We start from the raw sequence: 24,549 nt of genomic DNA on the forward strand, positions 1-24,549 counted from the left end.
ATGCGTCAGCATCCGCTTAGCTTCGCCCCGTGGCATCAGCCTACGGGAGCGGAACATGAAGATCGGCATCATCGGCATCGGCAACATCGGCGGCACCCTTGCTCGCAAGCTCGTTGCGGCAAGCCACCAGGTTCGCGTGGCGAACTCCAAGGGAGCCGAAGCCGTACGACCCTTCGCTGACGAGATCGGGGCCACCGCCACCGACGCCCAGGGAGCCGTCGACGGCGTCGACCTCGTCATCCTCTCGATCCCCTTTCCCGCAGTGGCCAACTTGCCGAAGGACCTCTTCGACGGCCTTCCCGACTCGGTCTCCGTAGTGGACACGGGCAACTACTATCCAGGCCTGCGTGATCCGCAGATCGCCGAGCTCGACGCGGGCAAGACCGAGAGCGTCTGGGTCACCGAACAGATCGGCCGACCCGTCATCAAGGCGTTCAACAACATCCTGGCGCACTCGCTCGCCGAGCTCGGCCGTCCCGCAGGATCGCCGGAACGCCTGGCCGTGGCCGTCGCGGGCGACGACGCCGCCGCGAAGCAGACAGTGATGGGCATCGCGAACGACGTCGGTTTCGATGCCGTCGACGGAGGGACGTTGCAGGAGTCGTGGCGCCAGCAGCCGGGAACGCCGGGCTACTGCTGCGACTACGATGCCGCGACTATGCGGAAGGCCCTGGCGGCCGCGGTGCCGGGCGAGGCCCCCGCCATCCGCGACAGGCTTCTCGAGAACATGAGCACGTCCGGTCCGCGGCTGACGCATGACGACATGATCGCCATGAACCGCTCGGCCAATCCCCTGAACTGAGGGTCGCCGAAAGGCATCCGGCCGCTCGATCGCGGTCGCCAACGGCGGACCGAGCGGGCGACTTTACCCCGCCTGCCAACTCGCACCCGAGGACTGTCATGACAAAGCCGAAGATGATCGTCGGGATGCATCTCGGGAACGGCTACGGCACGCATGGGGCATGGCGCATGCCCTGGGTCGATCCGACGAGCTACACGAGCTTCGACGCCAAGGTTCGCCATGCTCAGGCAGCCGAACGCGGCAAGCTCCAGTTCTTGTTCCTGCCGGACGGGCCGAGCTACGTCGCCGACGTCGACAACGAGCCTCCGCACTACAATCTCGACGTGATGCTTACCCTTGCGGCGGTCGCCCGCGAGACCAGTCGCATCGGCCTAGTCGCGACGGGCTCCACCACCTTCAACGAACCCTTCAACCTCGCACGGCAGTTCAAGGCGCTCGACGTCATGAGCCATGGCCGGGCCGGATGGAACGCGGTCACCTCGAGCGGCGAGGACGTGGCGGCGAACTACGGAAAGCGCGTACCCGCCCGTCCGGAGCGCTACGCCCGGGCGCACGAGAGCATCCAGCTCGTGCAGGCCCTGTGGGGTAGCTGGGGCCGGGACGCATGGGTGCACGACCAGGCGTCCGGCCAGTTCGCGAGGGGTGACGAGGTCGTGCCGATCAACCTCAGCGGCGAGTTCGTCGCCTCCCGCGGTCCCCTCTACATCCCGCCGTCCGAACAGGGTCAGCCGATCATCTTCCAGGCAGGCGGCGGTGGGAACGGCCTCGAGCTGGCAGGCCGCTACGCCAGCGGCGTCGTCGGGGCGACCTTCAGCATCGAGGACGCCCGCAGCCAGCGGGCCGCCATCCGCGAGGCGGCGGAGCGCGCCGGGCGCGATCCGGACGAGGTGAAGTTCTTCGCCGGCCTGATGACGACGATCGCCGACGACAAGCGCTCGGGCCTTGATCGCCGGATCAAGCTGACCGAGCACACCTTCGCGCAACGTATCCCTTATCTCGGCCAGATGCTCGGACTGCATCTCGACCCTGCTCGCCTCGACGAGCCGCTGACGCAGGAGCAGTTGGCGGCCGCGAGTCCCTCGCCGAGGGATCCTCGTTCCGCGCTGGCCCTGAAGGTTGCCCGGGAGGGTTGGAACCTTCGCGACATCCTGGCCCACGGCGTGATCGACTACCATCCGGTGATCGCAGGCCCGCCTGTCGAAGCTGCGGACCACATGCAGGAATGGTTCGAGGCCGAGGCCGTCGACGGGTTCTGGGTATCCCCGGACGTCTACGACGACGGGATCGATGCCTTCGTCGATGGCGTGATCCCGATCTTACAGGACCGCGGCCTGTTCCATCGCGAGTACGAGGGCACGACCCTCCGCGACCATCTCGGGGTGCCCGCGCAGTACGGGCTCGATCCCCGCATCGCCGGCTGAGCCGACAACAACATCAAGGAGGAGGAAACAACCATGACCCAGCGCATTACCAACATCGGAAACCGCGGAAACGAAGCCTTCGCTCATCACCGCAAGCTCGCGACGCTTCTGGCATCTGGAGCCATGCTGGGCATGGCGCTCACCGGGCCGGCAGCGTTTGCCCAAGCCGCCGACAACGGAGGGCCGACCCCTTCCGCCCCGCTGGCCTGCGACGACGGATTGAAGACCGCCCTGAGCGGCTCTGCCGACACCACTGTCCTGCTCGTGAAGGCGTTCAAACAGGGAGAGCCTCTGCTTCTCGAGGGAGCCGCGAACGGAGCGGCTTCCAGCAGCACCGTCGAGGGCGCCGCGGGCGCTCCCCCTCCGACGGTCGGAACGGACATGTGCCTCGTGAAGCTGTTGGTTGGTCCCGGTAACCCGGGTCCCGCTGAAGCGCGATCGACCTCGGCGGGCATCGGGATCGAGGTGCTGCTCCCCAGCCACGACGGGTGGAACGGACGCATCCGGGCCTACGGCAACAGCGGCTGGTCGGGAACTCCGCAGGCGAGCGAGACTCAGATCGCCAGCGACGATCTCCATTCGGCTGCCGCGGCGAAGGGCTTCGTGGTGGCAACGTCCGACAACGGGCATATGGGTTCGCCGATCGATCCCTCCTTCGCCATGAACCCGGACGGCAGCGTCAACACGGTCGGCTGGAAGGACTTCTCCGAGCGGAGCCTGCACGAGGTGGCCGAGAAGACGAAGGCGCTGACAAAGCTCTACTACGGTCGCCCGCACGAGTTCGCATACTGGGACGGCTTCTCCACCGGGGGCCGTCAGGGCCTCAAGATCGCGCAAGCGTTTCCCGGCGACTTCGACGGGATCCTGGTCGGCGCGCCTGCCATCAACTGGAGCCGCTACCACACGGCGGGGCTCTACGCCCAGGTTGCCATGAAGCAAGACCTCGGCAGGCTCGTCGCGCCGGAGAAGCTCGCCACTGTCACCAAGGCGGCGATCGCAGCTTGCGGCGGTGCCGAGCTCGGTTTCCTGATCGACCCGCTGTCATGCCGATACGATCCCACGCAGGACGCCGCGGCCCTCTGCAAGGAGCCGTCCGGCCAAGCTGGCAGTGGCGCGGCGGGCGATCCACAGGCTTGCCTCACCAAGGAGGAAGCGACCGTCGTCAACAAGATCTGGTACGGCCAGACCGTCGACGGTTCGGCGCCCGCTCCCCAGAGCGACAACGGCAGTGCGAACGTGCTGTCAGACCAGACGCGGCTGTGGTTCGGCTGGACGCGCGGCACCGACCTGAAGGCCACGCCCGCAGGCGGCGCGCCGGGCATCTTTCTCGCGGCGGATCAGGCTGCCCTCGAGATGCAGGACCCCACGTTGGGGAGCCAGTTCTTCGTGAACGCCACGGGCAAGGGCGCGAACCGCTGGCTGGAGACGCTGGACTACGCGGGCCTTGCCGCCGCGCAGGCTCGGGGCGTCGAGCTCCAACCGCAGTTCAGTGCCATCAACACCGACGATCCCGACCTGTCGGCCTTGGACGCCGCGGGAGGCAAGGTGGTGATGTACCAGGGCCTGGCGGACGAGTACATCCCGGCCCAGGGATCGATCGGCTACTATGAGAGCGTCCTGTCCCGCATGGGCGGCGCCGAGGCGGTCCAGGGGTTCTTCCGTTCCTACCTCATCCCCGGTTTCACCCACAGCGGGCGCTCCGAGGGGCTGCCGAACGTGCCCGTGCCCCAGCCCGTGTCCGGTCGCGACGAGATGTTCACGGCACTTCAGGACTGGGTCGAGAACGGCAAGGCGCCGGGAACGATCAAAGTCACTTCGAGCGACGGCAGCGTCTCCCTGCCGCTCTGCGTCTATCCGATGAAGACGACCTACAAGGGCGCGGGTTCGGTGAAGTCAGCAACGAGCTACGCCTGCGAGTTATGACGTTATGGAACGTACGCTGAAGTAGGAACCCGTAAGCCGTCGCTTCTTCACCAACGGATGGCGACGGAAACCCTTGCCGACTTCTGAGTTCGCGAAGGTCCGCTTCTTCAGTCTCCACGCTCGAAGCTGAATGGCTCCTTTCCACCCCGTCCGGTCTCAAGCGGCTATTGAAGCAGCCGTCCGGAAGCGGTCGGACGGCTCTCGACCCGGTGCAGCCGTCCGGCGTCGTTGTTAGGCTGCTCGGAAGCGGTCATGCGCTGATACCGTCGCTTCTACGGGGGCCCTCGTGCGTATGGCGCTGTGCCATCAGTGGATGCAGCGTACAGCGGTCGACCAGCACTTAATTTAGCCGATCCGAAATGGAGATCTTGGCACCCGACTGTTCTTCAGGCCGTCTCAATCTTGTAACCGCCCTGTCAGCAGGAGACGGCGCACGTCCTCCTTGACCTGGTTGAGGGCGCCGATCTGCTCGATCAACTGGGCGGGTCGGCTGCCGCGCAGACCTGCCAGCGTCAGCGTCCTGTCACGCACGTAGGTGTAGACACCACTGACCGCGAAGCCCGTAGCGTAGGCGACATAGGCCTCCAGTCCCGCAACCGCGGTGCCGAACGCGTTGGACGCGAAGTAGGTCCGGCGCTCCAGCGGGGATGCGAAGGCCAGTTCTAGCACCGCCACCAAGCGCCGTTCGGGAGGGACCTGGTGATCGACGTTCGGGGCTGGCGGCGCAGGCTTGGCATTGTCGTAGGCCTCCGGAAGATGGACGCGCACCTTGAGGACGGCCTCCTCGGTGGCGAGCGAACGGGCCAGCGTGGTCATGCGCTCGCCGAACGCCGCGGCGTCGTCGTGCCTGGCGCCGAAGTGGACGTGGATCCTGTCGAGGCCGTCGTCCCCGTTCGGCGAGGGCTCGGCCGAGTAATCGACCAGCGTCGTCGACCCCTTCGGCAACGCGTAGGCGACGGTGGCGGCAAACATGTTCTGCTCGTCCGCGAAGAGGATCGGGCAGGCCTCGTTGAACAGGACCTGATCCTCGGCAGACTGGAAGCCGATCTCGACGCCCCCGTCCAGCTCGTAGTCGGGGAACGGCTCGATACCCTCGATCACGGGCCACAGATGGGCGTCCTGCTCGCGGTCGAAATGGTTCTGCACGTACCAGCCTAGACCGGGAATGCGCGAGCACAGCGGCCCGTGCACGTCCCGCCAGTAGGTCGCGAACAGCTCGTGCGGCACCCGCGGGCGTCGCAGGACGGTCGTGTAGGAGTTGATGGCAATAGCGGTATCGCGTTCGGCATGGTCGATGGCGGTCGAGATCTTGGGCATGGGCTTGTCCTTGGTGACGGGTGAAGCATTGGCTTGATCGCCTGGTAAGGCGAGCTCGTCAGTGGCCAATGCCTTTGAAAGGAAACGGGCAGGTCTGAGCGGCCTGCTGACGAAAGTCAGTCCTGCGAGAAGACAGGCAGAACGTGATCGGCGAGCTCGGCGACCGCGTCCTCGAAGGGGCGCCGCAGCGGCTTCATGTTGAGCGCGACGTGGTTCACGCCCTCGTCGCGCTGCCGCTTCCAATGCTCGACGAGCGCCTTTCGGCCACCTCGCATCGCGCCGCCCTGGAACCCGAGCGGTGCATCCGGATCGGCGAGGAGGTCGAACATCGTTCCGTAGCCGTAGGGCCGGAACCGTCCTTCGCTGCCCAGACGCCATTCGGCGACGACCGACGCCAACATCTTCGGATTGCTGAGGTGCCAGATCCAGCCGTCGGTGTTGGCGCCCAGCCAGTCGAAGTCCTGTCCTGCCCGACCGATGGCGACGATCGGAAGGCTGGGCGCCACGGGTTTCGGCAGCATGTCCAGTGACCCGTCCATCACCCCGTAGTGACGTGAGTGGTGCTGCGGGAAGGACCCTTCGGTCGCAGCCCGGATCACCGCCAGCGCGTCCCGATAGCGCTCGACGCGGTTGTCGATGTCGCTCCCGAATGCCGCGAACTCCGACGGTCGGTCACCTGTGGCAAGGCCAAGGATGAAGCGACCGCCGCTCAATCGATCAATGCTCGCTGCCTGCTTGGCGACGATCAACGGGTCGCGCAACGGCGACACGATGCCGGCGGTGCCGATCGCGATCCGCCTCGTCTGCGCGGCGAGCCAGCCTGCGTAGACCATCGGCTCGACGACCTGCCCCGTGTCGCCGAAGCTGGGATCGTAGAACGGAACGTCGCGAAGCCAGATCGCGGCAAAGTCGATGCCGTCGACGAGACTCAGGGCGTCCGCATGGCGTTCGAGCGTCGGCCACGGCGAATCCGGATAGGCCTCGAGCGGCGCGATCAGCCCGAAGGTCAGGTGTCCTTCGCGGAAGACCCGAGCGTAGCCGGGGTGCTCTCCGAGCGAGGGGACGTAAGGCATCCCCGCGATCGGGTTGCCCCGGACGATGGTGGACTCAATCGGCATGGGAGACCTCCGTTCTGCTCAGGCGTGCGACGAACGGAACCATAAGGACCCCGACGACGGCGATCGCGGCGGCAAGGTAGCCGAGGCTCCCGACGCCGAAGGTACCGATCGTCGCGGCGCCGATGAGCGCGCCGAAGCCAATCCCTGCGTTGGCCATCGAGACGTTGAGCGTGCCCGCGAGGGCCTGAGCATGACTCGCCACGCCAATCACGCGAACCTGGCAGATCGGGTAGAGGGCGGTATTGGCAAAGCCCCAGACGGCGAGCGCGATCGCCAGCCAGAGGTGGTTGCCGGCCAGCGGCACCGCGGCGGCCATGCCGATTGCAAGGACGGCGAGGGCGGCGAGCGTCGCGCGGAAGGGGTCGCGCCCGACCATGTGCCCACCGACCCAGTTGCCAGCGAGACCCACGACACCGAAGCCCATCAGCCACCATCCGACGGCGCCGGGTGCAATCCCCGCCACCTGCTCAAGGAGATCGGCGAGGTAGGTGTAGGACGTGAACATCGCGGTGAAGACCACGACGGAGAGCGCCAGGTTGGCAACGAAGGCACGGTCTCGGAAGATGTGGAGCTGCTCGCCCAGCCGCATGCGCGGCGTCCGGGCGATGGGCGGCATGACCACGGCGAGGAGGACGGCCATCGCGAGCGAGAGAAGCGCAAGCCCCCAGAAGGTGCCCCGCCAACCGAAAGCGTCGCCGGCAAGGGTTCCGAGCGGGATGCCGAGGACCATCGCGCCGGCGATGCCCATGTAGACGTTCGAAACGGCCTTGGCCGCGCGTTCTGGGCCGGCGATCGCCCCGGCCGTCTCGCTGGCGGTCCCCCAGAAGACCGGAAGCGCCAAGGCCGGAAGGAATCGGCCGAGCCCAAGTACCCAGATGTTGGGTGCCGCGGCCGCCAGCGCGTTCGACGCGGCGAAGATCAGGAGGATGACAACGAACAGCCGCTTGCGGTCGAAATGGGACAGCAACGCGGTGAGGACGGGCCCGAACAGCATCACGGTGAACCCGAACAGGGTCACGAGCCAACCCGCAGTGGAGACGGCGATCCCGAGATCGCGGGCGAGGCTCGGCAGTAGGCCGACGATGATGAACTCGGTCGTGACGATGACGAAGGCCGAGACGGCCAGGAGAGCCACGGCGAGCGCGGTGCCGGCGGGCTTCGCCGCACCGACAGGCGCGGCGTTCAGGACGGCACTCATCGATGGGCACCGATCGTGGTCGCCGGTCCCCCTGTGTGAGTTGCGTTTGGCGCATGCGCCAAGGAAGGACGGTGAGAATTGGCCACGAGTGGCTCCTAGATGCAATTGCTCCGACGCCTCATCTAGCGACGACCGCTCACTCCACCTACAGTCCCTAATTCCGATCATAACGGAGCAAAGGTTCTCAATGACCGAACCTGTCGACAGCCTGGCCTCGCTGCGGGCGTTCGTGGCCGCCGCCGACACCCGGAGCTTTAAGGCGGCGGGCCAGGGGCTCGGCATCTCGTCGTCCGCGATCGGGAAGGCCATCGGACGCCTCGAGACCCAGTTGTCGACTAGCCTCTTCCACCGCACGACGCGCACCATCTCGCTGACCGACGCCGGCAAGCTGTTCCTCGTCCGCGCCCGGCGCATGCTCGACGAGCTCCGCGAGGGAGAGGCGGAGCTGGCGGAAGCATCGGGCAGTCCGCGTGGCAGGCTGCGCGTCAGCCTGCCTCTGACGGGAACGCTGTTCACGAAGGCGCTTGCCGCATACGTCGAAGCGTATCCCAATGTCGAACTGGAGCTCGACTACAGCGACCGCCTCGTGGACGTCATCGATGAAGGATTCGATGTCGTAATCCGGACGGGCGAGACCGGCGACACGCGCCTGCTCCACAAGACGCTCGTCAGGTTCGGCTGGCGGCTTGTGGCCTCCCCCGCCTACGTTGCGCGACGCGGTGTCCCGGCCACGGTGGAGGAGCTCTCCGACCATGTATGCCTCCGGCAGCGCCTCTCGTCAGGGCGGATGGCTCAGTGGCCTGTGCGGACCGCGCCGGGCGTGCAGATCTCCGCCAGCCTTGTGACGAGTGTGATCGACCCGTTGCTCGACCTAACCCTGGCGGGAGCGGGCATCGCGGCTTTCCCCGAATTCCTTGTGCGGGATGCCCTGGCACGGGGTGCGCTCGTGCCGATCCTGGAAGTGGCATCCGACGAGGCGAGCGTCCTCACGATACTGTGGCCTGCCAGTCGCTTCCGGGTCCCGAAGGTGAGGGAGTTAGTCGACTGCATCGCGCAGCACGTCCGAACTGAGGCGAAACTGTAAGAGCGGTTTCTCCGGTCGCACTGCCGGATCCGGCGGCCACTTCATGAGACAGCATGGAGTCCTCTGCTACGGACACAGAAGAACTGGCAGTCATCGACCCTCTCAAGACATTCCGCAGCCACTTGGACCGCCCCGACAGCGGACGTTGATATCCGCCAGGCGTCCTTGTTGACGCGGCCCGGGGATCGTGAACCCTCCGTCGACGAGGAGAGACTGCCCCGTGACGAAGCACGCTTCGTCCGAGCATAGCTAAGCGGCCACTTCGGCGATTTCCTCAGGCGTGCCAAGGCGCTTCAAGGCAGCACGCTCAGCGAGCGGCGGAATGATCTCGCTACTTTGGGCACGCAGCATAATCGAAGGCGCCACGAAGCGCCTTGAACTCGGCATGAGACACGAGGCCCTCCGCCACAGCGATGGCCCGACCGGTGGTCTCCGCCATTTGAGGCAGGAGCATCCACTCCAGGGTCCAAGCGGCGCCCGAGCGTTCGTTCTCGTGGATCATGGACTGGCCGAGAAGGCCGAGAAGGCCGGCATTGAAGCGGCCGATGGCCACAAGCACCTCGGCGCCGACCGGGTTCTCCTTGTGCGCCATGGCGGAGGAGCCTCCGCCGCCGGCCAGCCGCACGGCATTGATGCCGGTCTGCGCCATGAGGGCGAAATCCTGTCCAATCTTGGCCGTCGTTCCCGCCAGTAGCGCCAGGGCCTGCGCGATGTCGAGGATCTCCGTCCGGTCGGACTGCCAGGACGGCGCGTCGCCGAGGCCGAGCCGCAGAGCCAGCGCCCTGCGGATGTCTTCGTATTGGTCGCCAAAGCTTTCGCCCGTGCCGATCGGCCCGCCGAGCTGGACGGGAAGTCCGGCGCGCAGCGACGACAGGCGTGCGGCGTGCTTCTCCAGCGGGCGCTGCCAGGTGGCGAGCTTATCGGCGAGCGTGAACGGTAGGGCGGCCTGCATGCGCGTCTGCGCCATCAGCGTCCGGGATCCCTGCTCGCGAACGAGCCGGCCCATCTCTTCCATCAGCCGCTCCAGGCGCACGACCAGAAGGTCGAGAACCGCCCTCAGCCGCAGCATCAGCCCAGTATCAATGGCATCCTGGCTTGTCGCGCCGAGATGGACGAAGGCGGCATGCGGCTCCCCCACGGCACGGCGCAATTCCTGGACGAGATGCGGAACGCTGACGCCGTCTCGCGCCATGGCCCGCCCGAGTTCGGCAGGGTCCGGTCGCAGCGTTTCGGCGACCGAGGCGATGCGATCCGCCGACGCTTGCGGAACGAGCCCGAACGCGACCTGTGCCCGTGCCAGCTCGGCCTCGAAGCGCAGGATCATCGCGACCTCTGCATCCCCCGAGAAATGCGCCGAAATCTCGGCGTCACCGCAGAGGGCGGTCACCAAAGGGGGCTCGGCCACCATGTCAGACCCTTTCGAGCGCCACGGAAATGCCCTGGCCGACGCCGATGCACATGGTGGCGAGTGCCAGGCGCTTGCCCGTCAGCGAGAGCTCCAGCGCGGCCGAGCCGGTGATGCGGGCGCCGGACATGCCCAAGGGGTGCCCGAGCGCGATCGCGCCGCCGTTGGCGTTGACCCGGATGTCGTCGTCGGCGAGCCCGAGATCGCGCAGCGTCGCGAGGCCCTGGCTGGCAAACGCCTCGTTCAACTCGATCACGTCGAAATCGTCCGGCTTCAGCCCGAGCCGCTTGCAGAGCTTGCGCGTCGAGAGCGCCGGGCCGAAGCCCATGATCCGCGGGGCGAGACCTGCCGTGGCGCCGCCGAGGACGCGGGCGATCGGCGTCAGGCCGTGGCGGCGGGCGGCTGCCTCGCTGGCGACGATCAGGGCCGCCGCGCCATCGTTGACGCCCGAGGCATTGCCCGCGGTGACCGTGCCGCCCTTGCGAAACGGCGTCTTCAGCGCCGCCAGTCCTTCGAGCGTCGTGTCGGCACGCGGATGTTCGTCGTGCTCCACGAGCCTCGGCTCGCCGCGCTTCTGCGCGACGGGAACCGCAACGATCTCCCGGGCGAGGCGTCCATTGGCCTGGGCGGCGACGGCCTTCTCTTGCGAACGCAGGGCGAAAAGATCCTGGTCCTCGCGCGAGACGGAAAAATCCGCAGCGACGTTTTCGCCGGTCTCCGGCATGGAATCGACGCCGTAGGCCGCCTTCATCAAGGGATTGACGAAGCGCCAGCCGATCGTCGTGTCGAAAATCTCCGCCTGGCGGGAGAAGGCGCTCTCGGCCTTCGGCATGACGAAGGGGGCGCGGCTCATGCTCTCGACGCCGCCGGCGATGATGAGGTCCGCCTCGCCGGCCTTGATCGCGCGGGCCGCCGTGATCACCGCATCCATGCCGGAGCCGCAGAGGCGGTTGATCGTCGTTCCCGGCACGCTGTCGGGAAGACCGGCGAGCAGCAGCGCCATGCGCGCGACGTTGCGGTTGTCCTCGCCCGCCTGGTTGGCGCAGCCGTAGATCACCTCGTCGACACCGGCGAAATCCACCGAGGGATAACGCTCCATCAAGGCCTTCAGCGGAATGGCGCCGAGATCGTCGGCGCGCACGGAGGACAGGGCACCGCCGAAACGGCCGATGGGCGTGCGCACATAGGCGCAGATGAAGGCGTCTGGCATGTCAGATCTCCGGCACGACAAGGTTGGCGACGGTGCCCTCCACGTGAAGCTGCGCACCCGTGGCGGCCTGAAGCTCTTCCAGCGACAGCGACGGCAGTTTCTCGCGCAGGACGAAGCGCCCTGCCTCGATATCGACGACGGCAAGGCTCGTATAGACCCGCGTGACGCAGACGACGCCCGTCAGCGGCAGGCTGCAGCGCTGAACCAGCTTCGGCCGGCCGTCTTTCGTCACATGGTCGGTGATGACCGCGACGCGCTTGGCGCCGTGCACCAGGTCCATCGCGCCGCCGACCGCGGGCACGCCCTTCGGCCCCGTCGACCAGTTGGCGAGATCGCCTGTTTCGGCGACCTCGTAGGCGCCGAGAATGGCGACGTCGAGATGGCCGCCACGGACCATGGCAAAGGAGTCGGCGTGGTGGAAGAAGGCCGTGCCGGGCTTCAGCGTCACCGCCTTCTTGCCGGCATTGATGAGGTCCCAGTCCTCCTCGCCGGCGGCCGGCGCCTCGCCGAAGCCGAGGATGCCGTTTTCGGTGTGGAAGATCGCTTGCCGGCCCGGCGGCTGGAAGCGCGCGACCATTTCGGGAAAGCCGATGCCGAGATTGACGTAGTCGCCGTCGGCGATGTCCTGCGCGGCACGCCATGCCATCTGGGTCGCGGTCAGTCTGGCGGTCATTGCGCGATCTCCGGATACACCGCATCGGCGCGGTTCAGGTCTTCCTCCTGGGCGGGATCGATCACCTCGACCAGCCCCTGCACGAAAATGCCGGGCGTCACGACATGCTCGGGATCGATCGCGCCGGGCGCCACGATCTTCGAGACCTGGACGATGGTGACGGAGGCCGCCATGCACATCAGCGGATTGAAGTTCCGCGCCGCCTTGTTGAAGGTGAGGTTGCCGTGGGTATCGCCGAGATGCGCCTTCACCAGCGCAAAGTTGGCCTTCAGCCAGCGCTCGCGGATATAGGGGCGCCCGTCGAATTCCTCGACGGGCTTGCCCTTGGCGAGGTCCGTGCCGAAGCCGGTCGGGGTGTAGAAGGCGGGAATGCCGGCGCCGCCCGCCCGGATGCGCTCGGCGAGCGTGCCCTGCGGCACCAGTTCCAGCTCGATCTCGCCGGCAAGGTATTTTTCCGTAAAGATCCGCGGATCGGCCGAGCGCGGGAAGGAGCAGATCAGCTTCGCCACCATGCCCTGCCCGATCAGGGCCGCAAGCCCGACGCCGCCATTGCCGGCATTGTTGTTGACGACGGTCAGACCCGTCGGATGGCCTGTGGCGCGGAACCGATCAATGAGCGCGTGGATTAGTTCGATCGGCGCGCCGGAGCCGCCGAACCCGCCGATCATCACTGTCGCGCCGTCGGCAATCTCGGCCACGGCCTGCGAGAGGCTGGAAAGCGTCTTGTCCATGTCAAATCCTAGCAAGGCCTGCCCGAACACATCTGCTGGCCGAACCTGGCTCCCGTCCGGGTGCCCGCGCAGCCTGCAAATCCTCAGATGTCCAGAAAGACCGTCTCCCGCTCCCCCTGGAGGCGGATGTCGAAGGTGAAGACCGGCAGCCCGTCGCGCTCGGTCCGCGGTGCGATCAGCGTCTGGCGCCGTTCGGGCGAGGGAATGCGCTGGAGCAGCGGATCAGTCGCATTGGCTGCCGCCTCGTCGGCGAAATAAAGCCGGGTATGGAGCCCGAGATTGATGCCGCGCGCGACGATCCAGACCGTGATGTGCGGCGCCTGCGGGCGACCGTCCGGCATCGGCACGGATCCCGGACGGACGGTCTCGAAACGGAACGAGCCGTCGACGCCGGAGACGGGCTGGCGTCCCCAGCCGGCAAAGGCCGGGTCGGCCTTGCCGCGTGTCTCGGCCGGCGAGTTGTGGAGCCCCGCGGCATCGGCCTGCCAGATCTCGACCAGCGCGTCGCGCACCGGCTCCCCCAGTCCGTCGAAGAGGCGCCCCTCGACGAGGATGCGTTCGCCCCTGGTCTGCGGCCCGACCAGGACAAGCCCGAGATCGGCCTTCCAGACGCCTGTGATTTCGACCCAGTTCGGGTTCGTGCCGATGTGGACGTAGGGCCCCGCGGTCTGCGAGGGGGATTCTTTCAGATAATCGAGGGACTGGACCATCAATTGCCCTCCATCCGGTTCTCGAACATCGTCGAGCGCCGTCCACGCAGGACGATGTCGAACTTGTAGGCGAGACTGTCCATGGGGATCGTCGCCTGCCGGTCGAGCGCCGCGACGAGCTGTTCGACCGCGGAGCGGTCCGGAATAGTGCGCACGATGGGGCACTGCCAGATCATCGGATCGCCCTCGAAATACATCTGCGTGACGAGACGCTGCGCGAAGGCATGGCCGAAGACGGAGAAATGGATGTGCGCCGGGCGCCAGTCGTTGACGCCGTTCGGCCAGGGATAGGCGCCGGGCTTGACCGTCCGGAAGTGGTAAGCGCCGCGCTCGTCGGTGATGGTGCGCCCGCAGCCGCCGAAATTCGGATCGAGGGCGGCGCGATAGCCTTCGTTCTTGTGGCGGTAGCGCCCGCCGGCATTGGCCTGCCAGAATTCGAGCAGCGTGCCCGGCACCGGACGTCCGGTCTCGTCGAGGACGCGGCCATAGACCACGATGCGCTGTCCGATCGCCTCTCCGCCCGCTCTGCGGAAATTGCGGATGAGGTCGTTGTCGTCAGGGCCGAGAAGGTCGTGGCCAAAGACGGGCCCGGTTTCCTCCGACGCCGTCGTCGGCATGGACAGAAGCGCCTGCTGCGGCGCGCGCAGGACCGAGGTCTTGTAGGAGGGCGTCAGGGCCGGCGGATGCCAGGCCCGGTCACGCGGGAAATAGCTCATCGTGCCGCCTCCCCAGACGTCATTCCCGACAGCGTCGTCTTGGCGATCTTGATCGCGTGATTGGCGGCCGGCACGCCGGCATAGATCGCGACATGCATCAGAGCCTCGGCGATGTCGTCGGCCGTGGCGCCGGTGTTGCGGGTGGCGCGGACATGCATGGCCACCTCATCGTCTTGTCCCAGCGCAGCCAGCAGCGCGATGGTGACGATGGAACGCTCGCGCCGCGTCAGCCGCGGGCTCGACCAGACCGTGCCCCAGGCGCTTTCCGTGATGAGGCGCTGGAAAGCTGCATCGAAGCCGGTGATCGCGGAAGTGGCGCGCTCGACGTGCTCGCCGCCGAGCACCGCCCGGCGCACCGCCATGCCGCGGTCGAAGGCCGAGGCCCCCTCACCGGCCGTCGCTGCGGAGGACGCCTCGAGGTGCTGCGCGATAGCGCCCGCGATCTCCGCCGGTCGCTCCAGGCACGGCAGATGGCCGGCGCCCGCGACGCGCTCGAAGCGGGCGCCGGGGATCAGCCGCGCGGTCGCCTCGACGAGGTCCGGGGGCGTCGCCAAATCGCCGTCGCCGACCAGCACGAGCGTCGGGACCGAAATAGCCCCGGCGGCCTTGGTGAGATCGGCGTCGCGTAGGGCGGCGCAGGTGCCGGCATAGCCGGCGGTGCTCGTCTGCGCGAGCATGGTGCGCCAGCCAAAGAGCGACGCCGGCTGCTCCTTTGCAAAGGCCGGCGAGAACCAGCGCGAAACAACGGCATCGGCGACCGACGCCACGCCGCCCGCCTCCACGGCGGCGATGCGCTCGTTCCAGCTCTCGGCTGTGCCGATCTTCGCCGCCGTGTCCATGAGGACGAGCGCGTCGAACCGGCCGGGATCGCGCGCAACCATCCCCTGCGCGACGAGCCCGCCGACGGAGAGGCCGACGAGCGTCCCTGCCGGCCAGCCGAGCGCGTCGAGAAGGCCGAGGGCATCGTCGACGAGGAGATCGAGCGTGTAGGGCGCGGGCGAGACCTGCGTCAGCCCGTGGCCGCGCATGTCATAGGTGAGGATTTCGCATCGGGATCCCAGTTCCACCGCGACCGCCTCCCAGATCCGGAGATCAGAGCCCAGCGAGTTCAAGAACAGGACGCGACGCCCTCCCGGAGTACCGCTTCGGCGATAGTGGACGGCATTGCCGTTGACCGTGACGAAGGACATGCCGTCTCCCCATGCGCCAAACCTTGCCCTCTCCAGTAATCCCGCCATGCGGTGATGTAAAATGAACATTGAAGGCGGTTTCATAACCCGGTAGTTATGATCATGCCGTCAGCCTCGATCCGTCTCCGACATGTCAGAACCTTCGTTGCCGTGGCGCGGGAAGGCAGCATCGTCCGGGCCGCCGACGTCCTGGCGGTGACGCAGCCGGCGGTCTCGAAGTCGATCAAGGAACTGGAGACGATCCTCGGCACCGAACTCCTCGACCGCACCCGCCGCGGCGGCTTTCTCCTGCCCGCGGGCGAGATCTTTCTGCGCCACGCGGAGTCTAGCCTCTCGGCGCTTCGCCAGGGAGTGGAGCAGTTGGATAAGCTCAACGCGCCCGACGCCCTGCCGGTGCGCATCGGCGCGCTGCCGACGGTGTCGGCCCGTCTTCTCCCAGAGGCCATCCAGCGCTACCGTTCCCAAGGCCTCGGCGCGACGCCGCGCATCGTCACGGGGCCCACCGCTTTTCTCATGACACAGTTGCGGCAGGGCGACCTCGATCTCGTCATCGGTCGGATGGGCGCCGCCGAGGAGATGACGGGCCTTCTGTTCGAGCACCTCTATTCCGAGCCGATCGTCTTCGCCGCCCGGGCCGGCCACCCGCTGGCGGGGCTGGCTTCACCGGCCGCCGATCTGGCCCGTTTCGAGTGCCTGATGCCGCCGCCGGGTTCGGTCATCCGCCCGACGGTCGACCGGCTCTTCCTAGCCGCGAACCTGCCCCGCCCCGCAGCTGTCGTCGAGACCGTCTCGCTCGCCTTCGGCCGCGCCTATATCAGGGCGACGGATGCCATCTGGATCATCTCAGAGGGCGTCGTCCTCGAAGACTTGCGCGCCGGCATCCTCACCCGCCTCGCCATCCCGACAGCGGACACGCAAGGCCCGGTCGGCATCTCGACACGCGCCGGCCTCGCTTTGCCCCCAGCCGCCGAGACGCTGCTCGGAAGCCTCAGGCTGGTCGCTGCCCTGATCCGGGCCGGATAGAGTTCCGGCGTCCGATCGATGCCAGCACGATCGCCTTGCAATCACGAACTAGTTCGTACACTTTCCCCTGACTGCCGGAAACAGGCAGGTTTTTTCTGGGAGGAAAGAAACCCATGTGTCCCCCGAACTGCCTTCACTCCATCTGCGAGAACGCCTCGCGCCGCGGCCTGCTCAAGGCCGGCTTCGGCATCGGCCTGGCCGCCGTCTCCGCAGGCCTCGGACTGCAGCCGGCCAGGGCCGCGGCCCCGGCACAAGAGCACCGCTTCTCGAAAGTCCACGACCTCACCCACACCCTGTTCGAAGGCTTTCCGACCTTCAGCGGCGAGAAATGGTTCACCGTGGAGAAGCCGGTGACCTGGGAAAAGGACAAGGTGAACCTGCATCGCTGGACGCTGATGGAGCACACCGGCACCCACATGGACGCGCCGCTGCACTTCTCCGAGAACGGCATGAGCGTCGACATGATCGACATCGCCGATCTCGTCGTGCCGCTGGCAGTCATCGACATCCGCGAACGCGCCGCGAGCGACCCCGATGCCGCCCTGACGCCGGACGACATCAAGGCCTGGGAAGCCGTCAACGGGCCTCTGCCCGAGGGCTGCTGCGTTGCCATGAATTCCGGCTGGCACGCCCTCCTCGACTCGCCGAAATTCACCGGCCGTGATGCCGAGGGCAAAAACCACACGCCCGGCTTTCACGCGGAAACGGCGGAGTTCCTGATCAAGGAGCGCAGCGTCAAGGGCATTGCCGTCGACACGCTTTCGCTCGATCGCGGCCTGGCGTCCTCCGGCGACTTTCCGGTCCACTACCAGTGGCTCGGCAGCGGGCGCTGGGGCGTCGAGGCGATCGCAGGGCTCGATGATCTGCCCGCCAAGGGCGCCATGCTGGTCGTCGCGGGACCGAAAGTCCGCGGCGCCACCGGCGGCCCGAGCCGCATCATCGCGCTCGTCTGAGAGCACAGCCAGACTGCCGGCCCGGCGCGCCCCGCCCCGGGCCGGATCTTCGACCGAAGCGGAGCCGCGCCATGAAAACGTCCATCGCCACCGTCTCCCTGTCGGGCAATCTTGCCGACAAGCTGAACGCGACAGCCGCGGCGGGCTTCAACGCGGTCGAGATCTTCGAAAACGATTTTCTCGCTTCCGACCTCGGCGCCCGCGAGGTCGGGCAGATGGTCCGCGATGCCGGCCTCGAGATCTCGCTGTTCCAGCCGTTCCGCGACTTCGAGGGCCTGCCCGAGCCGCAGCGCGCCAAGGCGTTCGATCGTGCCAAGCACAAGTTCGAGACGATGAACGAGCTCGGCACCGACCTCATCCTGATCTGCTCCACGGTGTCGCCGCTGGCCCTCGGCGGCATCGACCGGGCCGCCGACGATCTGCGTGAACTCGGCGAAATCGCTCGGGCCGCCGGCGTGCGCGTCGGCTACGAGGCGCTCGCCTGGGGCCGCTTCGTCAGTGATCACCGCGACGCCTGGGAGATCGTGCGGCGCGCCGATCACCCGAATGTCGGCCTGATCCTCGACAGTTTCCATACGCTGGCGCGCGGCATCGACCCCTCTTCGATCCGCTCGATCCCGAAGGACAAGATTTTCATCGTGCAGATGGCGGACGCGCCGAAACTCAACCTGGACCTCCTGTCCTGGAGCCGGCACTACCGCAACATGCCGGGACAGGGCGACCTGCCCGTCGCCGACTTCATGGCGGCGGTCGAGGCGACGGGCTATGACGGCTACTATTCCCTGGAAATTTTCAACGACCAGTTCCGGGCTGGCTCGGCGCGCCAGACCGCGGTGGACGGGCGGCGCTCGCTGTTCTTCCTGATGGACCGGCTGAAGGCGGAGGGTCGCGCCATGAACGGTCCATCCGAAAGCGAGCCCCTGCCCGCCCCGGCGAAGACGACCGGCGTCTCCTTCATCGAATTCGCCACCGACGGCGCGTCGGCCGGCGCGCTCTCGGCGCTTCTCGTCTCGATCGGCTTTCGCCATGCCGGGCGTCACCGTTCCAAGGACGTCGATCTCTACACGCAAGGGGCGCTGCGCGTCGTCGTGAACAAGGAGACGGAGGGTCTCGCCCACTCCGCCTACGTCGTCCACGGCACCAATGTCTGCGCCCTCGGCCTGCGCATGGCCGACGCCGCAGCAGCCCTGAAGCGGGCGGAGGGCCTGCTCGCGGCCCCGTTCCGCCAGCCGGTCGGCCCCGGCGAACGGGAACTTGCCGCGATCCGCGGCGTCGGCGGGAGCCTTCTCTACCTCGTCGCCGAAGAGGCGGCGCTGGAACGGCAGTGGGAGGTCGACTTCGACCTCGAACCCGGTTGGAACGTCCATGCCGGCGCTGGGCTCGGCGTGGTCGATCATGTCGCCCAGACCGTGCGCTACGAGGACATGCTATCCTGGACGCTGTTCTACCATTCGATCTTCGATCTGAAGGTCATGCCTCCGCTCGAGGTGCCCGATCCCGGCGGTCTCGTGCTCAGCCAGGTCCTGGAAAACGCCGAAGGCAGCCTTCGTGTCGTCCTCAACGGCTCGCAATCGGTCCGCACCCTGTCGGCGCGCTTCGTGACGCAGTTCGTCGGCCCGGGCGTGCAGCACGTCGCCTTCCGCACCGACGACATCCTCAGGACGGTCGAGACCCTCCACGCCAGTGGCGTCGACCTCTTGCCGATCCCGCAGAACTACTACGACGATCTCGACGCGAAATTCGATCTGGCGCCGGACCTTCTCGGCGCCATGCGCCGCTTCGGCATCCTCTACGATCGCGACGACAGCGGCGAATACTTCCAGATCTATCTGACGGCGCTGAACGGCGGCTTCTTCATCGAGATCGTCGAGCGCCGCGGCTATGCCGGGCTCGGCGCCGCAAATGCGGCGATCCGGCTGGCGACGCAGTCCCGCTTCGCCCCCGAAGGCATGCCGACGCGCTAGCGGCTTGCGGCGCGGCGGGGCGCAAGCCAAACATCACGGTGTCTTCCGCTGTCAGGTCGCCTGAAGAAGCGCCACCACCGCATCCTGCAGCAGCGCCTTTTGGCGCGCGCGCGTCGTCGGATCGGCGAGGTCGTGGCCAAAGATCGTGCCGAACGTGTGCTGGTTCGAGACGCGGAAGAAGCAGAAGGAAGAGATCAGCATGTGAAGGTCGATGGGATCGACCGTCCGGCGAAAAATGCCGCTGTCCTTTCCGCGCTGCAGGATCGTCTCGATCGTCGCGATGACCGAGACGTTCAACCGGCTGAGCGTGGTCGACTGGCGCATGTGCTCGGCCCGGTGGATGTTCTCGATCGTCACCAGCCGGATGAACTCGGGATGGGCCTCGTCATAGTCGAAGGTGAAGTCGATCAGCCGGCGCATCGCCTCGACAGGATCGAGCTCCGCGAGCCGCAGTTCGTCCTCGACCTTGCGGATGGCCGCATAGGCATCCTCCAGGACGGCGAGATAGAGACCTTCTTTGGAGCCGAAATGATAGTAGATCATCCGCTTCGACGTGCGGGTGCGGGCGGCGATCGCGTCGACGCGGGCGCCGGACAGACCATTGGCGGCAAATTCCGCACGCGCGACGAGCAGGATATCGCTGCGCGTTTGCTCGGTGCGGTCGCGCTGCCCGACGCGCCGGGTCCCCACAGGCCCGGGCTCACCGCCATCTGGCATCGCGAGAGCCTCGTCCGGCGCGCCGTCTCCTCGTTCAATGCTCATGTCACCCTTACGTCGCTTCCGGTCCCGAACCGAGACAGACACTGCCGATCTACTGATACCAGCCCTTTGCCAAACTGCACCTGGGAACAGCGAATTCTCCATTTGACCTAACGAACCAGTTCGTACATATTTTGGCAAGATCACGGCGGGAGGCTGGCGGTCGGTCTTAAGCATCGCTGCGTCGTCGCAGCGCGCCATGCGGGCGGAAAGCTCGCACAGGCAAGAGTCCGGTACGGCTTGAGAACGAGCGCGAATGCGCCGGTGGTTTCGGGAGGACATCAAGTGATGAAGACAATCGTAGATGCCTACTTCACGCTGCTGAAGGTTGCGATCGCGCTCCTTCTGGCGGCGATGGCTGCTCTCGTCTTCGGCAATGTCGTCCTCCGCTACGGGTTCAACAGCGGCATCACCGTGTCGGAGGAGCTGTCCCGGCTGGCCTTCGTCTGGCTGATCTTCCTCGGCGCGGCACTGGCGTTGCGCGACCACGCTCACATCGGCATCGATACCGTCATCCGCGCGCTGCCGCCCAAGGCGGCCAAGTTCTGCCTTCTCCTGGGCTACCTGCTGATGCTGATCGCCTGCGCCCTTCTCATCCAGGGCGGCCTGAAGCAGGCGATGCTCACCTGGAGTGCGGTCACGCCCGCCGCCGGCGTCTCGATGAGCTGGTTTATGATACCCGTCGTCGTGTTCGCCATCACCGCCCTCCTACTCCTCGGCTACGAGGCCTTTGCCATTCTCACCGGCCGGATCGACGTCACGACGGCCGTCCTCGTCACGGAATCGGAGGATCACCTGCCGCCCGAGGCGACGCGGCCGGCCATGCCGCCGGTCGCCGCCGGCCTCGGCCGCTAGGAGGGATCCCGCGATGGTCGTCGGAATTTTCCTGGGCTCGCTTCTCGGCACCATGGCGCTCGGCATGCCCATCGCCTTCGCCCTCATCCTGTCGGGCGTCGCGCTGATGATCCACATGGATCTGTTCGATGGGCAGATCGTCGCGCAGACCGTACTGCAGGGTGCCGACAGTTTCACGCTGATCGCCGTGCCGTTCTTCATGCTCGCCGGCGAGATCATGAACCAGGGCGGCCTGTCGAAGCGCATCGTCGACCTCGCCGTCGCGCTGGTCGGCCATCGCCGCGGCGGCCTCGGCTTCGTCTGCATCCTGGCGGCCTGCGTCCTGTCCAGCCTGTCCGGCTCGGCCGTGGCGGATGCCGCCGCGCTGGCCGCGCTCTTGATGCCGATGATGATCAAGTCCGGGCACGATCCGGCCCAGTCCGGCGGCCTCATCGCCTCCTCGGCGATCATCGGACCGATCATTCCGCCCTCGATCGGCTTCATTCTCTATGGCGTCGTCGGCGGCGTCTCGATCACCAAGCTGTTCCTCGCCGGCATCGCGCCCGGCCTGATGATCGGCGCGGCGCTGTGCATCACCTGGCTCATCGTCATCCGCAAGCAAACGTTCGAGCTGCCGGTCCGGGCCAGCGGGCCCGAGCGCCGGCATGCCCTGGCGTCCAGCCTCTGGGCGCTGATGCTCCCGGTCATCATCATCTTCGGCCTGAAGTTCGGCATCTTCACCCCGACGGAGGCCGGTGTCGTCGCCGCCGTCTACTCGCTCTTCGTGGCCATGGTCGTCTACCGCGAACTGACGCCCCGCATGCTCTTCGGCGTCTTCGCCGCCGCGGCCAAGACCACGGCCGTCGTGATGTTCCTGGTCGCCGCCGCCTCGGTCTCGGCCTGGCTGATCACCGTCGCCGACCTGCCGGGCGCCATGGTCGCCATGCTCGAACCGCTGATGGACAACCAGACGCTGCTGCTTCTGGCGATCATGGTGCTCATCGTCGCCGTCGGCACCGCCATGGACATGACGCCGACCATCCTGATCCTGACGCCGGTGCTGATCCCGGTGATCAAGGAGGCCGGCATCGACCCTGTCTATTTCGGCGTCCTCTTCATCATCAACAACTCGATCGGCCTCATCACCCCGCCGGTCGGCACGGTGCTCAATGTCGTCTGCGGCGTCGGGCGCATCCCGATGGAAAAGCTCATCCGCGGCGTCTGGCCCTTCATGGTCGCCCAGCTGATCGTGCTGATGCTGCTCGTCTTCTTCCCGGCGCTGGTGACGGTGCCGGCGGCCTTTTTCTCCGGCCGCTGAGGCGGACGGCCCACCATCCATCGCCCCTGCTGGGAGGCAGGGGCATCCACGAGCCTTCGGGCGCAATCGGGGCGGCAGGGCCGTCCCACAGGGAGGAACAGACCACATGCGCATCATCACAGGCATCGCCGCCGCACTCGGGCTCGCCACCATCATCGGCTCGGCGAGTCTCGCTCAGGCCGAGATCCAGGAGCGCACCATCAAGTTCGCCGCGCAGAACTCCAAGGGTCACCCGCAGGTGACCGGCATGGAGCGCTTTGCCGAGCTCGTGAGCGAGAAGAGCGGCGGCAAGATCGAGGTCAAGCTCTTCCCCGGCGGCACGCTCGGCGGCGACGTCCAGACGCTCGCCTCGATCCAGGGCGGCACGGTGGAAATGAGCGTCATGAACGCCGGCATCTTGTCGGGCACGGTGAAGGAATTCGGCGTCGTGGACCTGCCCTTCCTGTTCGGCACGCCCGAAGAGGCCGACGCCGTGATGGACGGCGAAATCGGCACGGGCCTGATGGACCGCCTGCCCGAACAGCGTCTCGTCGGCCTCGGCTTCTGGGAGCTTGGCTTTCGTCACCTCACCAACAACAGCCGCGCGGTGGAAAGCGTCGAGGACGTCAAGGGCCTGAAGATCCGCACCGTCCAGTCCGCCGTCCCGCTCGCCACCTTCAACGCCCTCGGCGCCAATGCCGTGCCGCTGCCCTATCCCGAGCTCTACAGCGCGCTCGAGACCGGCACCGTCGACGGCCAGGAGAACCCGCTCTCGAATATTGTGAATGCCAAGTTCACCGAGGTGCAGAAGTATCTGACCCTGACGGGCCACCAGTACAATCCGCAGATCGTCCTCGTCTCCAAGGTCTTCTGGGACAAGCTCGATCCGGAGGAGCAGGCGCTGCTGCAGGCCGCTGCGACCGAGGCGCGCGACTACCAGCGCAAGGTCTCGCGCGACTCCAATGCCGGCTTCCTCGACGAGATCAAGAAGACCGACATGGCGGTCGTCGAACTTTCACCGGAGAAGCTCGACGCCTTCCGCAAGGCTGTCGAGCCCGTCGTCGCCGAGTTCCGCGAGACGATCGGCGCGGAGACGGTCGACGCCGTTCTCGCTCAGCTGAAGTCCCTTCGCCAGTAGAACGCACCCTGTGGCGGCCGGCCATCGTCGGCCGCCACGACACGCTCCCTTCCCCCAAAGGCGCCTTCATGCTCGACATTTCCGCCCGTACGATCCAGGTCGGCCTGATCGGCAGCGGCATCCAGCTGTCCCGTTCCCCGGCCCTCCACGTGGCGGAGGGCCGGGCAAACGGTCTGTCCCTCTCCTACGAGCTGATCGACCTCGACCTGCGCCGCGTCGGCCTGTCCGCCCTCCCCGCTTTGCTCCGGGAAGTCGAGGAACGCGGCTTTGCCGGCGTCAACGTCACCTATCCCGCCAAGCAGGCCGTCATGGCCGAGATCGACGTCCTGTCGCCGGAAGCCAAGGCGCTGGGCGCCGTCAACACCGTGGTTCTGAAGGACGGGCGCCGCACGGGACACAACACCGACTGCTCCGGCTTTGCCGAGAGCTTTCGCCGCGGCCTGCCGGATGCCGATCTGGCGTCCGCCGTGCAGCTCGGCGCCGGCGGTGCCGGGGCTGCGGTCGCCCGCGCCATGCTGCAGCTGGGAACGCGGCATCTGACGATCTTCGACCGGGACGCCGCCCGGGCGGAGCATCTGGCCGAAAAACTCGCGCAGCAGTTTCCCGGTGCCGCGGTCGACGTCGGCACCGATCTCCGCACAGCCATGAAAGAGGCGACCGGTCTCGTCCATGCCACCCCGACCGGCACCGCCGCCCATCCCGGCCTGCCCCTCGACCCCACCTGGATCGAGCCCCGCCATTTCGTCGCCGAGATCGTGTATTTTCCGCTCGAGACCGAGCTCCTGAAGGTCGCCCGCGCCAAAGGCTGTCGTACGGTCGACGGCGGCGGCATGGCGGTCTTCCAGGCTGTCGGCGCCTTCCAGCACTTCACCGGCCTCACCCCTGACCCTCAGCGGATGCTCGCCCATTTCGCGGCCATGGGCGCCTGAAGCCAGCAAGACGGCAGGCTCGGAACCGGCGCGCTGTTGTTCGCGTGCAATTTTGGATCGGACGCCATCTCGATGACCATCATGGCGAGCGGGCGGGCTTCCATGGCGAGCGGGCGGGCTTCGAGGAGGTCGAGCTTAGCGTCGTCGTACATCT

The 24,549-nt window shown here is 67.0% G+C and carries 23 protein-coding genes; 11 read left to right on the top strand and 12 right to left on the bottom strand.

Annotation, left to right across the window (positions count from 1 at the left end):
- Positions 1-55 precede the first annotated feature (55 nt).
- From IEX88_RS15660 to IEX88_RS15670, 3 genes are all read left to right on the top strand, one after another.
- Entirely contained in the window at positions 56-802 is a 747-nt protein-coding gene (locus IEX88_RS15660) for an NADPH-dependent F420 reductase (RefSeq protein WP_188852345.1), read from the top strand.
- 98 nt (positions 803-900) lie between these two features.
- On the top strand, positions 901-2,223 hold the full coding sequence (locus IEX88_RS15665) for an NtaA/DmoA family FMN-dependent monooxygenase (protein ID WP_188852347.1): 1,323 nt from the start codon (positions 901-903) through the stop codon (positions 2,221-2,223).
- Between the two features lie 132 nt (positions 2,224-2,355).
- Complete coding sequence (locus IEX88_RS15670) at positions 2,356-4,146, top strand: tannase/feruloyl esterase family alpha/beta hydrolase (protein ID WP_210319285.1); 1,791 nt, start codon at positions 2,356-2,358, stop codon at positions 4,144-4,146.
- A 396-nt stretch (positions 4,147-4,542) separates the two neighbouring features.
- On the opposite strand, the gene IEX88_RS15675 is transcribed toward IEX88_RS15670, so the two are convergent.
- The 3 genes from IEX88_RS15675 to IEX88_RS15685 all read right to left on the bottom strand — a co-directional run bounded on the left by IEX88_RS15675 (position 4,543) and on the right by IEX88_RS15685 (position 7,779).
- Positions 4,543-5,463, bottom strand: coding sequence for an EthD domain-containing protein (locus IEX88_RS15675; RefSeq protein WP_188852351.1), 921 nt, complete (start codon positions 5,461-5,463; stop codon positions 4,543-4,545).
- A 116-nt stretch (positions 5,464-5,579) separates the two neighbouring features.
- Positions 5,580-6,581: an LLM class oxidoreductase gene (locus IEX88_RS15680; RefSeq protein WP_244640223.1), complete on the bottom strand. Its 1,002-nt coding sequence runs from the start codon at positions 6,579-6,581 to the stop codon at positions 5,580-5,582.
- A complete protein-coding gene (locus IEX88_RS15685) occupies positions 6,571-7,779 on the bottom strand; it encodes an MFS transporter (RefSeq protein WP_188852353.1) in 1,209 nt (402 codons plus the stop codon). Before IEX88_RS15685 ends, IEX88_RS15680 begins: the two co-directional genes overlap by 11 nt.
- Before the next feature lie 187 nt (positions 7,780-7,966).
- Between IEX88_RS15685 and IEX88_RS15690 the strand changes: the two genes are divergently transcribed.
- Positions 7,967-8,863 carry a LysR family transcriptional regulator gene (locus tag IEX88_RS15690; RefSeq protein WP_188852355.1) on the top strand — a complete coding sequence of 299 codons (897 nt, stop codon included), beginning with the start codon at positions 7,967-7,969 and terminating at the stop codon, positions 8,861-8,863.
- 331 nt (positions 8,864-9,194) lie between these two features.
- On the opposite strand, the gene IEX88_RS15695 is transcribed toward IEX88_RS15690, so the two are convergent.
- From IEX88_RS15695 to pcaDC, 7 genes are all read right to left on the bottom strand, one after another.
- Positions 9,195-10,271 carry a 3-carboxy-cis,cis-muconate cycloisomerase gene (locus tag IEX88_RS15695; protein WP_188852357.1) on the bottom strand — a complete coding sequence of 359 codons (1,077 nt, stop codon included), beginning with the start codon at positions 10,269-10,271 and terminating at the stop codon, positions 9,195-9,197.
- A gap of 1 nt (position 10,272) precedes the next feature.
- A complete protein-coding gene (pcaF, locus tag IEX88_RS15700) occupies positions 10,273-11,478 on the bottom strand; it encodes a 3-oxoadipyl-CoA thiolase (protein ID WP_188852359.1) in 1,206 nt (401 codons plus the stop codon).
- 1 nt (position 11,479) lies between these two features.
- Entirely contained in the window at positions 11,480-12,151 is a 672-nt protein-coding gene (locus IEX88_RS15705) for a 3-oxoacid CoA-transferase subunit B (RefSeq protein ID WP_188852361.1), read from the bottom strand.
- Positions 12,148-12,882, bottom strand: a complete 735-nt coding sequence (locus tag IEX88_RS15710) for a 3-oxoacid CoA-transferase subunit A (protein WP_188852363.1) — start codon at positions 12,880-12,882, stop codon at positions 12,148-12,150. The genes IEX88_RS15705 and IEX88_RS15710 overlap by 4 nt, the downstream gene beginning before the upstream one ends.
- An 83-nt stretch (positions 12,883-12,965) precedes the next feature.
- The gene (gene pcaG, locus IEX88_RS15715) at positions 12,966-13,592 is read right to left on the bottom strand and encodes a protocatechuate 3,4-dioxygenase subunit alpha (protein WP_188852366.1); all 627 of its coding nucleotides are present in this window, start codon (positions 13,590-13,592) and stop codon (positions 12,966-12,968) included.
- Positions 13,592-14,308 (bottom strand): protocatechuate 3,4-dioxygenase subunit beta, encoded by a 717-nt coding sequence (gene pcaH / locus IEX88_RS15720; RefSeq protein WP_188852368.1) that lies wholly within the window; start codon positions 14,306-14,308, stop codon positions 13,592-13,594. Before pcaH ends, pcaG begins: the two co-directional genes overlap by 1 nt.
- Positions 14,305-15,498: a bifunctional 3-oxoadipate enol-lactonase/4-carboxymuconolactone decarboxylase PcaDC gene (gene pcaDC / locus IEX88_RS15725; RefSeq protein WP_188852371.1), complete on the bottom strand. Its 1,194-nt coding sequence runs from the start codon at positions 15,496-15,498 to the stop codon at positions 14,305-14,307. Before pcaDC ends, pcaH begins: the two co-directional genes overlap by 4 nt.
- 102 nt (positions 15,499-15,600) lie before the next feature.
- Here pcaDC and pcaQ point away from each other — a divergent pair, with 102 nt between their 5' ends.
- The 3 genes from pcaQ (at position 15,601) to IEX88_RS15740 (ending at position 19,438) form a co-directional block, all read left to right on the top strand.
- Positions 15,601-16,521 carry a pca operon transcription factor PcaQ gene (gene pcaQ, locus IEX88_RS15730; protein WP_188852373.1) on the top strand — a complete coding sequence of 307 codons (921 nt, stop codon included), beginning with the start codon at positions 15,601-15,603 and terminating at the stop codon, positions 16,519-16,521.
- A 113-nt stretch (positions 16,522-16,634) separates the two neighbouring features.
- Positions 16,635-17,474, top strand: a complete 840-nt coding sequence (locus IEX88_RS15735; protein ID WP_188852375.1) for a cyclase family protein — start codon at positions 16,635-16,637, stop codon at positions 17,472-17,474.
- A 71-nt stretch (positions 17,475-17,545) separates the two neighbouring features.
- On the top strand, positions 17,546-19,438 hold the full coding sequence (locus IEX88_RS15740; protein WP_188852377.1) for a bifunctional sugar phosphate isomerase/epimerase/4-hydroxyphenylpyruvate dioxygenase family protein: 1,893 nt from the start codon (positions 17,546-17,548) through the stop codon (positions 19,436-19,438).
- Between the two features lie 51 nt (positions 19,439-19,489).
- On the opposite strand, the gene IEX88_RS15745 is transcribed toward IEX88_RS15740, so the two are convergent.
- Complete coding sequence (locus IEX88_RS15745) at positions 19,490-20,155, bottom strand: TetR/AcrR family transcriptional regulator (RefSeq protein ID WP_373289603.1); 666 nt, start codon at positions 20,153-20,155, stop codon at positions 19,490-19,492.
- Between the two features lie 330 nt (positions 20,156-20,485).
- On the opposite strand from IEX88_RS15745, the gene IEX88_RS15750 reads away from it, so the two are divergent.
- The 4 genes from IEX88_RS15750 to IEX88_RS15765 all read left to right on the top strand — a co-directional run bounded on the left by IEX88_RS15750 (position 20,486) and on the right by IEX88_RS15765 (position 24,395).
- Positions 20,486-21,052 carry a TRAP transporter small permease gene (locus IEX88_RS15750; protein WP_188852379.1) on the top strand — a complete coding sequence of 189 codons (567 nt, stop codon included), beginning with the start codon at positions 20,486-20,488 and terminating at the stop codon, positions 21,050-21,052.
- 13 nt (positions 21,053-21,065) lie between these two features.
- Positions 21,066-22,349: a TRAP transporter large permease subunit gene (locus IEX88_RS15755; protein ID WP_188852382.1), complete on the top strand. Its 1,284-nt coding sequence runs from the start codon at positions 21,066-21,068 to the stop codon at positions 22,347-22,349.
- Between the two features lie 106 nt (positions 22,350-22,455).
- A complete protein-coding gene (locus IEX88_RS15760; protein ID WP_188852384.1) occupies positions 22,456-23,466 on the top strand; it encodes a TRAP transporter substrate-binding protein in 1,011 nt (336 codons plus the stop codon).
- A gap of 68 nt (positions 23,467-23,534) precedes the next feature.
- Entirely contained in the window at positions 23,535-24,395 is an 861-nt protein-coding gene (locus IEX88_RS15765; protein WP_188852386.1) for a shikimate dehydrogenase, read from the top strand.
- Here the strand turns inward: IEX88_RS15765 and IEX88_RS15770 are convergent.
- On the bottom strand, positions 24,356-24,547 hold the full coding sequence (locus tag IEX88_RS15770) for a hypothetical protein (RefSeq protein ID WP_188852388.1): 192 nt from the start codon (positions 24,545-24,547) through the stop codon (positions 24,356-24,358). The two genes, IEX88_RS15765 and IEX88_RS15770, sit on opposite strands and share 40 nt — an antisense overlap.
- Between the last annotated feature and the right edge of the window lie 2 nt (positions 24,548-24,549).

Source organism: Aureimonas glaciei (assembly GCF_014643375.1).
Lineage (GTDB): Bacteria > Pseudomonadota > Alphaproteobacteria > Rhizobiales > Rhizobiaceae > Plantimonas > Plantimonas glaciei.